The 15,241-nt window shown below is 38.0% G+C and carries 9 protein-coding genes; all 9 read left to right on the top strand.

From position 1 onward, the window contains the following. Nucleotides 1-90 precede the first annotated feature (90 nt). Complete coding sequence (locus DEU40_RS20265; protein WP_034692722.1) at nt 91-720, top strand: TetR/AcrR family transcriptional regulator; 630 nt, start codon at nt 91-93, stop codon at nt 718-720. Nucleotides 721-823: 103 nt separating this feature from the next. Then, nucleotides 824-1,819, top strand: a complete 996-nt coding sequence (locus DEU40_RS20260) for an outer membrane protein assembly factor BamD (RefSeq protein ID WP_110011530.1) — start codon at nt 824-826, stop codon at nt 1,817-1,819. 42 nt (nt 1,820-1,861) lie between these two features. Next, a complete protein-coding gene (locus DEU40_RS20255) occupies nt 1,862-2,185 on the top strand; it encodes a DNA-directed RNA polymerase subunit omega (protein WP_029298198.1) in 324 nt (107 codons plus the stop codon). Nucleotides 2,186-2,309: 124 nt separating this feature from the next. Continuing rightward, nucleotides 2,310-3,515 (top strand): bifunctional phosphopantothenoylcysteine decarboxylase/phosphopantothenate--cysteine ligase CoaBC, encoded by a 1,206-nt coding sequence (gene coaBC, locus DEU40_RS20250; RefSeq protein ID WP_110011529.1) that lies wholly within the window; start codon nt 2,310-2,312, stop codon nt 3,513-3,515. A 36-nt stretch (nt 3,516-3,551) separates the two neighbouring features. Beyond that, nucleotides 3,552-4,457, top strand: coding sequence for a DUF4835 family protein (locus DEU40_RS20245; protein WP_110011528.1), 906 nt, complete (start codon nt 3,552-3,554; stop codon nt 4,455-4,457). A gap of 177 nt (nt 4,458-4,634) precedes the next feature. Continuing rightward, complete coding sequence (locus DEU40_RS20240; protein WP_110011527.1) at nt 4,635-6,284, top strand: DNA repair protein RecN; 1,650 nt, start codon at nt 4,635-4,637, stop codon at nt 6,282-6,284. An 824-nt stretch (nt 6,285-7,108) separates the two neighbouring features. Then, nucleotides 7,109-8,734: a T9SS type A sorting domain-containing protein gene (locus DEU40_RS20235; RefSeq protein WP_110011526.1), complete on the top strand. Its 1,626-nt coding sequence runs from the start codon at nt 7,109-7,111 to the stop codon at nt 8,732-8,734. Between the two features lie 11 nt (nt 8,735-8,745). Further along, entirely contained in the window at nt 8,746-11,490 is a 2,745-nt protein-coding gene (locus DEU40_RS20230; RefSeq protein ID WP_146207890.1) for a hypothetical protein, read from the top strand. Nucleotides 11,491-11,560: 70 nt separating this feature from the next. Next, nucleotides 11,561-15,205 (top strand): DUF6443 domain-containing protein, encoded by a 3,645-nt coding sequence (locus tag DEU40_RS20225; RefSeq protein WP_110011524.1) that lies wholly within the window; start codon nt 11,561-11,563, stop codon nt 15,203-15,205. The last annotated feature ends 36 nt before the right edge of the window (nt 15,206-15,241 follow it).

The following is a 15,241-nucleotide window of genomic DNA, read 5'->3' as shown; positions in this document are numbered from 1 at the left end:
AAGTAAGCAATTTCAGATTTAATCTAAAATTATTAAACGATCGTTTATAAATGTGTTAAAAATTTCTTAACTTTACTCAAAGTACACTTCATGAAAAAAAAATTTACAGAAAAACAGATTCACATACTGGATATTGCAGAAGAGCTTATCGCGAAGAAAGGATATGAGGGAACTTCTGTAAGAGATATTTGTTCTAAAGCGAATATCAACGTCGCCATGATCTCTTATTACTTCGGTTCTAAAGAGAAAATGATGTCTTATCTCTATCAGTACAGAGTATTGAAAACAAGAGAGAATTTTTCAGAATTTGCGGATACCATCAAGGAAGGTAAACCTGAAATGCAGCTGCGGGAAATGATCAAGTACATCGTTTCTCAGCTTTTCAAGTATAATTATTTCCATGGTTTTGTAACCCAGGAGCTTCGTCATACGGAGAATCTTAAAGATGAACTGCTGGATTTCTATCAGCTATTCGTGAAAAAACTGGATGAAGTCATTAAGAAAGGTGTTGCATCAGGTGTTTTTACTTTTACACCCAAACCTGAAGATATTCTTACCATGATCATCGGATCCACTTTATTTGTCATCAGGAATAAAAATTTCTATGAGCTCTATGTTCCGAGCAAAAATGAGGAAACCTATGCCAAAGAAGCTGAGAAAAAGGTGAGAATGAATCTTTTATTAAGTGTTTTTGCAATTTTGGGATACGCTGCAGACTAAAATTACGTTAAATATTCATAAAAAAAAATCTATTGGCAAAAAAGTTATATTTTTGCAAATTAGTAAATCGGCTGTATAATCCGAAAACTGTTGAATTTTATATATGAAAAAATATATTTTAGGTCTTTTTGCTGTAGCGGTGATTACATCTTGTGTAAGTCAGCAGGAGAGAGCAATGAGAAGTGCTGATAAAGAATTTATCTTAAAGGCAGCTAATGAAAATTTTGCCAAGAAAAAATGGAAAAATGCATTGGCTCTTTACGACAGGCTTGCCAATCTTGTGGCGGGAACAGATGATTTTCCTAACGTAGGTTTCAATACAGCTTATGCCAACTATTACGACAAAAGTTATAAGCTGGCAGGACACCAGTTTAAGAATTTTGCAGTAAGTTTTCCAAAAGACCCGAGAGCAGAAGAAGCAGCATATATGTCTGCTTTATGCTACTATGAAGGTTCTATGGACTATAACCTGGATCAGTCGAGTACAGAATTGGCCATTAATGAGCTTCAGGAATTCCTGAACAATTATCCCAACTCTGAAAGATCTAAGAATATCAGCCAGTTAATTGATGAATTGTCTTATAAGCTGGAATTTAAAGCTTATGAGAATGCAAGACAATACTACAAAATGGGTGAGTATAAAGCAGCAAACGTAGCATTTGATAATGTGCTGGAAGATTTTCCAAGTACAAAGCTTCGTTCAAAAATTTACGATTATATCATGAAAGCACGTTATGAACTGGCGATGAAATCTGTTTATAATCTTAAAGATGAACGTATTGAGAGCGCGCTTACGTATACAAAGCTTGTAGAGAAAGAGCTTCCTAATACAGAATATTCTAAAACTGCAACAGATCTTAGAGAAAAACTGGAAAAAGAAAAACAAAACTTCGCAGTTGTTAAAAAACAAACTGAAGCCAGAATGGCGGCTTTAACGGCAAGACAGAAAAAAGAAGCTGAAAAACTGGCTGATAAGGATAAAGCTGACCAGCAGATCAAAGATCAGATCAGCAATGAAAAGAAAGCAATGCAGTTACAGAGGGACAGTGCAGCACTTAAAACACCTCCGCCGGCAGCGACTTTCAAAATTCAAAGATAATTCGTAAATTTGCCATCTTAAAATAAAAATAATTTTCTCAAAATGAGTGTAAAAGATACAAAAGCAGAAGTAAATACAATTACTTACGATAAAGATAAGATTGAAGATAAAGTAGGTTCAATCTATGAAGCTATTGTTATCATGGGAAAGAGAGCAGAGCAGATCAATGCGGAGATCCGTACGGAACTTCACAACAAACTGGATGAATTTGCCGTTCACAATTCTACATTAGAAGAGGTTTTCGAAAACAGAGAACAAATTGAGATCTCTAAACATTACGAAAAGCTTCCAAAGCCAACTTCAATTGCTATTGAAGAATGGTTAAACGGAGATGTTTATTTCAGAAAAACAGAAGAAAGAAAGTAATCTTCTGTGTTTTAATAAATCAAGGTCATAAAGGAATTCACTTCTTTTATGACCTTTGTTGTTTTTAAAACCTCATTGTGTGGGAAAAAATAAGTACTTTAGTGTTTCCAAAAATTAGAACTTAATGAGTGTTTCCGGTAAAAAAATACTTATCGCTGTCTCCGGAGGAATTGCGGCATATAAAATCCACTTTCTGATCAGGGATTTTGTGAAAAAAGGTGCCGAAGTACAGGTTATTATGACTCCTGATACAGAAAACTTTGTGACGAAACTAAGTCTGTCTACATTATCCAAAAAACCGGTGTATTCGGATTTTTACAGTGATAACGGAACATGGAACAGCCATGTGGAAATGGCTCTGTGGGCGGATGTTATGATTGTTGCCCCATGTACGGCCAGTACGCTGTCTAAAATGGTTCACGGGATGTGTGATAATCTCGTTATTGCAACCTATATGTCTGCAAAATGTCCGGTATTCATTGCGCCTGCAATGGACCTTGATATGTATGCACACCCTTCTACCCAAAAAAATCTGGAGCAGGCGGAAAGCTTCGGACATATTATTATTCCGGCGGAAAACGGAGAGCTTGCCAGTGGACTGATCGGGCAGGGAAGAATGGCAGAGCCGGCAACAATTTTTAATGCTGTTGAACATTATTTTAATTCGGATATCCAATCCCGAAGCCTTGAAGGAAAAACGGTTTTAATTACTGCAGGACCTACCTATGAAGCGATAGATCCTGTAAGATTCATCGGAAACCATTCATCCGGTAAAATGGGATTTTCTCTGGCAGAAGAAGCTTCAAAAAGAGGAGCAAAAGTAATCCTGATTTCAGGGCCAAGCGCGCAAACCCTCAACGATCCTAATGTTGAAGTTCATAAAGTGACTTCAGCAAAAGAGATGCTGGCCAAAGTATTTGAATTTTATGATAGAATAGACATCGGAATTGCCAGTGCTGCAGTAGCAGACTATGCTCCCAAAGAGGTGGCTAAGGAGAAAATCAAGAAAAACGATGAAAACCTGACGATAGAGCTGGTTAAGAATCCCGATATTCTTAAAACAATGGGTGAAAAGAAAACCCATCAGTTTTTGGTAGGATTTGCCTTGGAAACGCAAAATGAAGAAGAAAATGCCAAAGGAAAACTGGAAAAGAAAAACCTGGATATGATTGTTCTGAACTCTCTGCGTGATGAAGGAGCCGGTTTTAAAAATGATACCAATAAAATCAAAATATTTACCAGAACAGAGAAGAAGGAATTCAATCTGAAATCCAAGGATGATGTAGCGAAAGATATTCTCAATTTTGTTGAGACTCAACTTTTAAAATAATTTTAATAAATTTCCGTTCTCAATTTTTAATAGACAATGAAAAAAATTATAAGTTTATTTTTTCTGTTATTTCTATACACCCAAAGTTTTTCTCAGGAGCTGCTGGCAACGGTGCAGGTAAACGCCAATCAACTGGGAGGAAGTAACCAGCAGGCCTATAAAGCATTGGAGAAAAGTCTCAGGGATTTTATCAATAACACCAGCTGGACCGGTAAAAGACTTCAGAATTTTGAAAAAATAAAATGTGCTTTTTCTATTGTTATTTCGGAAAGAGATGTGAATAAATTCAAAGGAACGATTGTTATTCAGGCAGTAAGACCTGTGTACAATACAACCTACGAATCACCATTAATTAATCTTCAGGATCAGAGATTTGCTTTTGAATATATTGAGAATGAGAGTCTTATTTTTAATGAAAGACAGTTCTCCGGCAAGAATCTTACGGATGTGATCAGCTTCTATATTTATGTTGTTTTGGGTCTGGATGCAGATAGCTTCCAGTCTATGGGAGGATCACAATGGTATGCGAAAGCGCAGCAGATTGCACAGAATTCACAAAACAGGAACTATGAAGGCTGGAATACTATCAATGAGCCAAGAAGCCGTTCTATTTTGATCAACGAAATTATGAACCCTAACTGGAATCAGCTACGTTCCACTATTTATACCTATCACAGAGCAGGATTGGATAATCTTTTCAACCAGGATCAGACTGCCGGGAAAAAAGTCATTTTCGATGCACTGATGCAATTAAAAATGTATGAGAATAACTTCCAGCAGGCATTCTTCTTTAATCTGTTCATGGACACCAAAAGCGATGAAATTTTCAATATTTTCAATTCCGGGAATAATGGAGGGCTGATTCTTAATGATCTTAAACAAACAATGATCATCCTCTCACCGAAGAATATAGATAATAAGTGGAATAAATGGAAGGTCTAAAAATTGGTGGATAAATTGAAGATGGACGGTTGATTATTCAAGAGTCAGCAAAAAACATTTTGTTCCTTCACTAACAACCACTGCCTGTTAATTATGCTTTAATTTAATCGGAGAAGAATGGAAAAAAAACTTATTTTTACAGTTCAAACTCAAATTGGATTATAACCCGGATTATCAATGCTTTCGAGAATTTACATTAAAAACTTTGCCCTGATTGATACTCTTGAAGTATCATTGAAGAATGGTTTACAGGTCATTACCGGAGAAACGGGGGCGGGTAAATCGATCATCTTAGGTGCTCTCAGGCTTATTTTAGGTGAAAGAGCAGATGTAAAATCAATTGCCAAAGCTGAAGAAAAAAGTGTGGTGGAAACTGAGTTTTCTCTTAACAATCAGTTTAAGAAATTCTTTATAGAGAACGACCTGGACTACGAACTTCAGACTATTATCCGAAGAGAAATACTTCCTTCAGGGAAATCGCGGGCATTTATCAACGATGTGCCTGTAACGCTGGATATTCTTAGAGAGCTTTCCTCACAACTGATCGATATCCATTCCCAATTTGAAACATCCAATCTTTTTACTTCAGAATACCAGTTTAAAATTATCGACGGGCTTTCTGAAAATAAAAAAATCATTGAAGAGTATCAGCAGGAATTTTCTGAGTTTCAAACGCTGAAATTGTTGTTGAAAAAATTAAAGACCCAACTTTCGGAATCAAATAAAGAAAGCGATTATAAAGAATTTTTGCTCAACGAACTGGAAGAGCTTAAGCTTGATGATGTTGATTTTGAAGATGTTCAGAACCAGCTTTCCATTCAGGAAAATGCGGGAATGATCTCTGAAAATGTAGGCCAGATCTTATCCAGATTTCATCAGGAGGAAATAGGAATTCTGTCATTCTTTAACGAAGCGACCAACAAACTGTCAAAAATTTCCGAAGTTTCTACGAGTTTCGCAGAGCTTGATGAAAGACTGGAAACCACTTTTGTAGAGCTTAAAGACATCATTTCCGAACTGGAACATGAAGCGGAAAGAGTGGAAATTAATCCTGAAAACCTGATCTACCTTACCGATCTTAATAATAAAATCAATGCCTTATTCCTTAAACATAATGTTTCAGATCTTAATGAACTGATTGAGATCAGAAATCAGCTGGCCGGAGACCAGAGAGGAGCTTCGGATCTGGAATTACAGATTGAAGACACAGAAGAAAATATCTCTCAAAAAGAAAAAACACTTCAAAGCCTTGCTGCAAAACTTTCAAAGAACAGACACAAGAATGTTCCTGTTTTCATCAAAAAAGCAGAAGAACTTCTTAAAAAGCTAGGTCTCGAAAAGGCAAAAGTGGATATAGAATTACACGATGCAGATGAATTCAACCCGTTTGGAAAAGAAAATATCCAGCTGTTGTTTCAGGCCAATTCAGGTTTCCCTTTAAAGCCGATCCAAACGGCCATTTCCGGAGGAGAAAGATCAAGAGTAATGCTTGCCGTAAAGAAGATTATTGCAGAAAGCGATGAACTTCCAACCTTGATTCTTGACGAAATAGACACAGGAGTTTCAGGAAAAGTAGCCGAAGAGATCGGAAATCTGATGCGCGAAATGTCTGAAGACATGCAATTGATTGTTATTTCCCATCTTGCACAGGTCGCAGCTAAAGGAAACGATAATTATAAAGTAGTAAAACAAGATATTTCTGGCAGAACACAATCTACTATTATTCCATTAAGCAGTGAAGAAAAACTGAACGAGATTGCCCAGTTGCTTTCCGGAAGCAAAATTACGGAAGCAGCGCTGGCACAGGCTAAAGAATTAATAGGCTAATTCAGCCAGTTATAAACCCGATTTCTCATCAAACTATTAGTATTAGCGATGTCATCCTGAGGCTGTCGAAGGATTTACTATTTCCCTAACTCTTCAATTCTTTTTCAGAGCTTCTATTGCTGCATCTTTTTGCTGGATTTCATTTTTTCAGCATCTCAATGTAACGCATAATTAGCAGGTCGCTACTTCGGTGTTATAATTTTAAAACAAATATGTCCTGTTAACTGTTAGCTTCCAGTGGAGATTAATCTGGTCCCATCGGGATCTGCTGTTAATAAAAAAATGAAGCCCCGTAACCCATAAAGCTCCGGAGGAGCGACCTGTTAATTCATGCCGGAAATATTGCAATTTTCAATGTATTGATACTTTTATCACACAGTCATGTTTCAATACTATATTTTTTTGCCGTGGTGAAAATGGATTTTTAATACGACATGTTCTGTCGCTTCAAGAGAATATTTTTGTATTAAGTTAAAGCAATATTCACATAATCATGTTAAAAAATGTTAAATTTGCCAGGTTTTTATAAACAGGTCCATTATAGCTAAAAAACAATAACTATGAAATTTTTATTCGATTACATCCATTCGGTGTATATTCTTCAATTATTTCTAAATATTTAAAAATCAAATTCGTATGTACAAATTCAAATAGATTTTTATGCATGTGAAATACACTAATTTTTGCATCCAAAGAATATTATATTTGAAATATTCTTTATCCTGTAAAGGGATCTGATTCTCAGGAACGGATAAGGATTAAAAAGAACCGGATCTAACCATGATCTATCATAATAACAATGTTAACTTAAAATAAACACAGGAATGAAAAAAATCTCTCTCAGTGCATTCATTCTATGCACAGCATTGGGCGCATCTGCGCAGGAAGTGGTATGGCAGAAAGACATACAATCCTCTACCCAGGATTTTCTGAGCCAGGTCACGACAACCATTGATCAGCAGTATTTGATCACAGGAAGCTCTATTCAAAGCAATAAGCAACAAACTTTAGGCAGTAAGCAAAATAACGGTTACGATTTTCATTTAGTAAAACTCAACCAGCAGGGACAAGAAGTTTGGGAGAAATATTTCTCAGGACAAAACCATGATTATCTGTCTGCTACAGTGACGACACAGGATGGCGGATTTCTTTTGGCAGGAACTTCTTATTCTGGAAAAGGATTGGATAAAAAAGAGGATTCCAAAGGAGGTTCAGATTTTTGGCTGATCAGAATCAATGAATTTGGTGATGAACTATGGCAAAAAACTCTTGGAAGTTCTTCTGATGAAGAAGCCAGAGCGGTAATTCAAACTACAGACTTAGGATTTTTTGTGGCAGGGAATGTCCAAAACTCATCAAAAGGCTATGGTTCCAAAGATGTTTTAATCACCCGATTAGACAAAGACGGAAAAGAACTTTCCCAATTGATCTTAGGTGGAAAAGGTTTAGACGAAGTAGAGAAGATGATTCCAACTAGAGACGGAGGAGCTTTATTAGGAATTTATTCGAGAAGTTCATCTGTTAAAACGAATAATCAGCAATCAAAGATCAACACTAATACTTCGACTGATGAACCTGCAACCTATAACCTGTTATCTGCAACCTCAAAGCAGAGCGACAATTTCGGTGAAGGCGATTACTGGATTGTAAAGCTCGACAAAAACGGAAAAATAGAATGGGAAAAGAACTTTGGAGGTAAGGGAGATGATCATATCAGAACACTGGCATTAACTTCAAATGGTTTTATTATCGGCGGAGAATCCAGATCAGAAAGATCAGGGAATAAAACTGTTGGATTGGAAGAAGGAACAGACCTTTGGCTGATTTCTTTAAATGAAAGAGGCGATGAACAGTGGCAGAAATCTTACAATTTCAAGAACCGGGATATTCTGATGAGTATGAGCGTTCTTCATTCAGCAGATGATAAATCATCCAAAGGAATTTTATTGGGTGGCTATACGCAGGCAGAAGGAAGAGTAGAAACCGATGACGAAACCTTCTGGATGCTTTATCTTGACCAAGACGGAAATGAACAGTGGAGAAAACATGTGAAAGGTGAATCCAGAAAGAAGGAAGAAAGGCTTTCTGATTTAAAGCTGAACAGAGACGGTTCTATTGTTCTGGCCGGAACCAGTGCAGAGGAGCTAGGTAAAGAAAACTGGAAGATTGTGAAACTGGGAGACAAGCAGGTTGATCAGCTGATTGAAAAATACGACATCAAGATCTATCCAAACCCTGTCTCTGATTATGCTTATGTGGAAATAGGATTCAATGATCTCAAAGAATCAGAGATACTTTTGTATGATATGAGCGGAAGACAGCTTCAGAGTATTAAAACTAAGAACAAAGTGACAAAGATAAATACCGAGGCTTTGGTGCAGGGAGCTTATCTGGTGACGATAAAAACGGATGCCAATAAAACGGCGAATGCGAAACTGATTAAGAAATAAAAACACAGATCATGAAAAAAACATTGCTATTACTGGTATGTACTTTATATTTTACATTATATACCGGACAAAGTGCAAATATTGAAATTACACGGCCAACACCCTCTGCTGCAGGGTTGTCTACTTACACTACAATGCCTGTTTCGATACAGACCGGAATACCGGATATTTCTTATCCGTTAGTTAGCCTTGGAACGGGTAATAAGCCGGTTAGCATCAATTTAGGAATTAGCTATCATGCAGGTAATACCCTCAATGATGAATGGATAAGTGAAGTAGGACGAGGATGGTCGTTTTTTGGAGGAGGTGTTGTCTCCCGGGAGATCGTAGGAGATTTTGACGAATCATTTGATGATAGCAGCTATAGCCATTATATCAAAAATGAATTTAATGATATTTATAATTTCAATACTCCTGAAGAATCGGGAAAATTTAAGATAGTCAGGGATATTGCCAATAATACATTTAGTGTTGTAAAGCTTACCCCCTATACCTCTAAAGTAGAATATCAGCGCACTGCCAATCAGGCCACTCTTATTTTAAATTCCTTTACGATAACAAGTGAAACGGGAACTCAATATGTTTTCAGGGACTATGATATTAACAAGATGACCGTATGGAAATTCGATCGTCCTTCCGGAGCTCAATATGCCGATCAGAAATACAGAAGTGCTTTTTACCTTTCCTCTGTTCTTGACGAAAATGGTCAGGAACTGGTAAAGTATATTTATTTACGGGATCTGAAATATGCTCCCGGTTCAGGAAATCAGATTATCGATGCAGAATCCAATAAACTTAGCCGCATAGAAGTTAAAGGGCGGGGAATTATAGAAATGAACTATGATAGAAATGAAGAATATGCTGAGCACAATGATATATTTGCCATTACCGGTATTGTATTAAAGACTGCAAATAATACTTTTGTTAAGAAATATACGTTCGATTATTCTTATAAGCCTGCAAGCGGGTCTCCGGCACTCCGAAGGTATTTGAATTCCTTCAGCCAGGTAGATCAGAGCGGAGCTGCCATTGAAAAATATGCATTTACTTATGAGAATGTATTCTATCCTGATCAAAATAATCAAATGGTCAATAGTGGTATTTCTGAACTGAAAAGAATTCAGTTACCAACACGCGGAATGATTGAATATAATTTTGGCTTTCCGACGAGGGATACTGAAAGAATAGAAACCCTTCCTATTCCTAAAGTACTTCTTACTGATATTTCATTTACAAGGGCCAATGGGCAAAGAAAATATGCTTTTACCTTAACAGATACTAAAACTCTTGATATAGATGCTACAGGGATCGGGCAGGTAGCGGCTTTTCCATGGGCGCTCCAATTCTGGAAAAAAGAAGGAAGCACCTATGTGATTTCGCATAGTTTAGGAGAACCGATAGATCCTGTCTCTGGTTTTGAATATGTGCAAAGCAGGACATTTGAGCCTGGAGAGTATTATCTTGATTTGTATTGTAATGATATGTCATGTCCCACTACTACATTAAGTGATCCTGCTGTTGTTCAGATATGGCGTGAAGGGGACGGTCCGGCTGCTCAGGTCACTATTAAAGAACGTCAGATGACAGGTCCTGCAAGGATTAAAAATATCAAATATTATAACGCTTCTGCAATTGATGCTGCCAATCCTCCTGCACCGGCGAAAATAGAAGAATACGAATATAATAAGTTCGATGATGCCGGGGTTTCCAGTGGATTTTCGGTGGGAGATACCAGGATTTATAAAAATGTAAAAGTTTCCAGTGGCAATAATATGGGGTATACCAAATATTATTTTAAGGCACCGGATGCTTATCCTCAACAGGGAGATTTCTGGCCTCATTACAATCTTACCCGTGAAGGTCTCCTTGATAAAAAAGAAGTTTATAATGCATCGGATCAAAAAATATCTGAGGATACATATGATTATACAATAGAAGAATTTGACGGGCCACTCTATAATTTGCTCTCATTACAGGTAAAAACATCATGGATCAGGAACAATAAAGTGACCTCTAAAAGTTATTTTGATTCGGGAACAATAGAGATGAAGAATGAGATCTTCAGAAATACCCATAACAATAAACCTAATCTTGAGCGTACTACTTCTTTTGATGGCAGTATTCAGGAGACCGCTTATCAATATGCGCTGGAGAAAAATAATCAGAAGCTGCTAAGCTCCAATATGGTTGGCCTGCCTTTAGAAACAACTTCCGTACTGAAGAAACACGCTGCTGATCCCGGAAAAGTAATGGCAAGAACAGAAACCATGTATGACAATCCGGGAAATAAATACCCCTCTTCAGTCAGATCGTATGATTCTCAGAATCTTTTATCTTCCGAAGTTACTTTCAACAGGTATGATATCAAAGGGAATCTGGAGCAGTATACCATTAAGGGAGGGATTCCTGTTTCGATGATCTGGGGCTATAATAAAACACAGCCTATTGCTAAAGTAGAGGGAGCTGCTTATGATCAGGTCTTTCCGTATTTGGGAGATATTATAGCAAAATCTGATGCGGTTGTTGTCTCAGAACAGGATCTTCAAAATGCTTTGGATGTGTTCAGAAACAATGCCAATCTTAAAGATTATCAGATCACCACTTATGTATATGATTCCCAGGCAAGGATGAAAATGACGACTCCGCCTACGGGAATCCGTGTGGTTTATCAATATGATACGGCAGGAAGGCTTGAAAAAATAGAAGATGAAACCGGGAAGCTGCTGAAGAAATACCAGTACAATACCGGACATTGATCATGAAGTATGAAAACTTTACTATAAGAATTTGTACATCCAATTTTTAACATCTAATATCTTAATTAAGATGAAAAAACTAACACTTATATTCGGTTTCTTGTCCTTAGGCTTCTCAAACGCCCAGACAACGACAACAGAAAACTTTATATCGGCTACAGACTGTATGAATGAAGACTGTAGCAAAAAAACAGAAACGGTACAGTATTTTGACCTTCTGGGAAGACCCAGACAGATCGTGAATGTGAAAGCAACCCCTTTAGGAAGAGATATCGTAACTCCCATTGTCTATGATGACCAGGGAAGAAAGACCAGAAGTTACCTCCCGGTTCCCCAGAGCTCTACATCTAACGGAGGGATGTACTCACAGACTCCGGGAATGGTTTCATTTCCTGTTGCAGATGTAACCAATATCTATTCCGGAGAAAAGATCTATACTGAGACTGTTCTTGAAAACTCTCCGTTACAGAGGGTTTTACAGCAGAAAATGACGGGGAACGACTGGAACGGAAAGGCTGTGCTTTTGGGTTATGATCTCAATACAGCTGCTGACCATGTAAAAAAATACCAGGTAACAGCAGGTTGGGATACTGCGGGAAAACTCTACAGAAATGAATTACAGTATACCGTCGCAGAATATGCAGCCGGACAGCTCGTAAAAAATACTGTTACCGATGAAGATGGTAATAAAGTGGTTGAATTTAAAGACGGCTCCGGGCAGACCGTGCTTTCAAGGAAAATAGTGGATGCTGCCCAAAATGCAGATACCTATTACGTATACAATGATTACAAGCAGCTTGCCTATATTATCCCGCCATTGGCATCAGCCGCAGCTTTGAATTCCGCAGCAGCAGATAATATATGTTATCAGTATAAGTATGACAGCAGAAACCGGCTGGTAGAGAAAAAGCTTCCCGGAAAAGGCTGGGAGTACATGGTCTATGATAACCAGAACAGGCTGGTAGCTTCGCAGGATGCCAACCTTAAGGAAAAAGGGCAGTGGATGTATGTAAAATATGATCAGTTGGGAAGAGTGGCTTTTACCGGAATAGCTTCCGGGGGAGAAAGAAATACGGAGCAGGGACTGGCTGATGGAATCATAAACAATAATGTGAAAATAAGCAGTTCGGTTGTCTTCAACAGACAGGGGATGGATGTTTTTTATGATCCTGCCACTACCTATCCTCATGCTTCCAAATGGGTCGCATTATTATCCGTGAATTATTATGACACCTATCCTGCTTACAGCTTTAATCCTGCTTTTCCCCAGACGATCCAGGGGGCTGCCGTTTTAAAAGATACTCCTGTTAATGGTAAAAGCAGCAAAGGACTTCCCGTGATGGGTTTTGTGAAAAATATTGAAGATGATAACTGGACCAAAAACTATATTTACTATGACCAGAAAGGAAGAACCGTAGGTTCTTACAGTATTAATCACCTTGGGGGATATACCAAAACAGAATCTGAGCTTGATTTTGCAGGAATTGCCCAGCGAACCAAAGTATATCATAAAAGACTGAATACAGATGCGGAAAAAGTAATTACTCAAACCTATTCCTATGATCATCAGAACAGATTATTGGTGCATAAACATAAAGTAGACAATAACCCTGAAGAAATCCTGTCTCAGAATACCTATAACGAGCTTTCTCAGATTACCACCAAAAAAATAGGAGGTACAAATGGAAGCACACCTCTTCAAAGTATAGATTATACGTACAATATCAGGGGATGGCTTACCAAAATCAATGATCCTGCCAATCTGAACGGAAAACTTTTTGGGTATGAGATTAAGTATAATACCCCGGCAAATCCGGCCCAGGCTCCGGCAAAATATAATGGGGGGATTTCGGAAATAGATTGGAAAACATCCAATGATCAGATACTCAGAAGGTATGATTACCAATATGACGCACTCAACCGGATGAAAAAAGGAATTTATTCGGAGCCCGGCTCATCCGTACCACAAAACAATTTCTTTAATGAAGCTTTGAACTATGACCAGAACGGGAATATCACAGCATTGCAGAGGAATGGGAAAAGTACGGCAGGAATGGCGGAAATGATAGACAATCTTAGCTATTCCTATACCGGCAACCGGCTTATTTCCGTTGCGGATGCCTCTTATAACTATAAAGGCTATCCTGATACTTCGGGAAAAACCATTACCTATGATAATAACGGGAATATGACCGCCCATCAGGACAAAGGTATTTTGCAGATTAATTACAATTTCCTGAACCTTCCGGATTATATGATGTTTGATAAGATGTACTATACCCGGGGGCTTTGGCAGAATGAAAACACCTATTATTTTTATAAAGCAGACGGCACAAAGCATAGAAAGGAGCATAGATACAGTGAAAATTCTGTATACAGAAAAAAAACGACGGATTATCTGGATGGGTTCCAGTATGAAGAAGTGCAGAATGTAACGCCGTATACACTGAAATTTGTGCCTACCGCAGAAGGATATTACAGTTTTCAGGATAATAAGTATATTTACAATTACAAAGACCATTTAGGAAATGTACGCTTAAGCTACTTCAGCAATGGGAGTGGAGCAGAAGTTCTTGAAGAAAACAACTACTATCCGTTTGGGATGAAGCATGAAGGGTATAATGTTTTGGCGGGAAATCCTGCCTACAATTATAAGTATAACGGGAAAGAATTACAAAAAGAAACGGGCTGGCTGGATTACGGCTGGCGGCAGTATATGCCGGAAACAGGCAAATGGTACGGCATAGATAAGCTGGCAGAAGCCTATGCTTCTACAAGCACATATGCGTATGTAGCCAATAACCCGGTTTCACAGTTTGATGTAGACGGAAGATGGATGGATGATAATGGACATATCGACACTTCCGGAAACTCTAATCCTTTCAGAGATATGGCTCAATCTCAGATAAGGATGACTCAGTTTATGGGACAAAATCCAGGAGAAGGTGCAGGCGGTGGTGGTTACACTTTTACTGGAACAGATGCAGGTTCCATATTCAATTATTTTGTAAATAGAGGAAACTTCTCCGAACTTAGCATTGGAGATGGTAATTTAACTTGGTGGAAGGGAACACCTACTTTAACCTCTTATAGTGGAACAGATATACATGGAGATATAGATCTCGGCATAGGGTATAACGCTAAATTTAAGGACATTCCATTAGATGCCTATAAAAACTGGGCAGATTGGGGCGCAAGTACTGCTGGAGGAGGATTTAAATATCTTGCTGATCGGAGAACAGCTCTGTATAATAGTGGATATTGGATAGATAATCTTGGACAAATGAGAAGTACAGCATATGCTGGAAGAGCCAGAGGATCTTTAATAGGACTAAGAGGCGATTATGTAAGACATACTGAAATGCTTGGAAAATATGCCAAAAGAGCTGGTTATGTAGGATATGGAATCAGTGCTGCACAAATAGGATACGGGATGTATAAAGATGGTGGAAAGTTTGGTATTAGAGCTCAGGTAGCAACAGCTAACGTAGCAGGAGGAATGGCAGGAGCTGCAGCAGGAGCATGGGTTGGAGCAAAATTATTAACTCCAATTGGAGGAGCTATTGGGTCTGCTTTTGCAGGAGTAGGGGCTGCTCCGGGAGCTGCTATTGGTGGGATAATTGGAAGTGTTGTAGGAGGTATTGTAGGAGGTGTATATGGAGGTGATTATGCAGAACAATGGGCAAGTAGTATATTAAATAAACCTAGTTATTAAGCCAAATAAAATTTGCAAAAGAAATTGAATATTATT

This window comes from Chryseobacterium sp. AG844 (assembly GCF_003182335.1).
Lineage (GTDB): Bacteria > Bacteroidota > Bacteroidia > Flavobacteriales > Weeksellaceae > Chryseobacterium > Chryseobacterium cupriresistens.
The sequence above is the reverse complement of the archived record's forward strand: the minus strand, read 5'-3'. Positions and strand labels throughout refer to the sequence as shown.

What these genes read in the sequence shown, in the direction of transcription:
- DEU40_RS20240 (WP_110011527.1), top strand. Translation starts at nt 4,635, where the DNA reads ATGCTTTCGAGAATTTACATTAAAAACTTTGCCCTGATTGATACTCTT.
- DEU40_RS20260 (WP_110011530.1), top strand. Translation starts at nt 824, where the DNA reads ATGAAAAAATATATTTTAGGTCTTTTTGCTGTAGCGGTGATTACATCT.
- coaBC (WP_110011529.1), top strand. Translation starts at nt 2,310, where the DNA reads ATGAGTGTTTCCGGTAAAAAAATACTTATCGCTGTCTCCGGAGGAATT.
- DEU40_RS20265 (WP_034692722.1), top strand. Translation starts at nt 91, where the DNA reads ATGAAAAAAAAATTTACAGAAAAACAGATTCACATACTGGATATTGCA.
- DEU40_RS20225 (WP_110011524.1), top strand. Translation starts at nt 11,561, where the DNA reads ATGAAAAAACTAACACTTATATTCGGTTTCTTGTCCTTAGGCTTCTCA.
- DEU40_RS20235 (WP_110011526.1), top strand. Translation starts at nt 7,109, where the DNA reads ATGAAAAAAATCTCTCTCAGTGCATTCATTCTATGCACAGCATTGGGC.
- DEU40_RS20230 (WP_146207890.1), top strand. Translation starts at nt 8,746, where the DNA reads ATGAAAAAAACATTGCTATTACTGGTATGTACTTTATATTTTACATTA.
- DEU40_RS20255 (WP_029298198.1), top strand. Translation starts at nt 1,862, where the DNA reads ATGAGTGTAAAAGATACAAAAGCAGAAGTAAATACAATTACTTACGAT.
- DEU40_RS20245 (WP_110011528.1), top strand. Translation starts at nt 3,552, where the DNA reads ATGAAAAAAATTATAAGTTTATTTTTTCTGTTATTTCTATACACCCAA.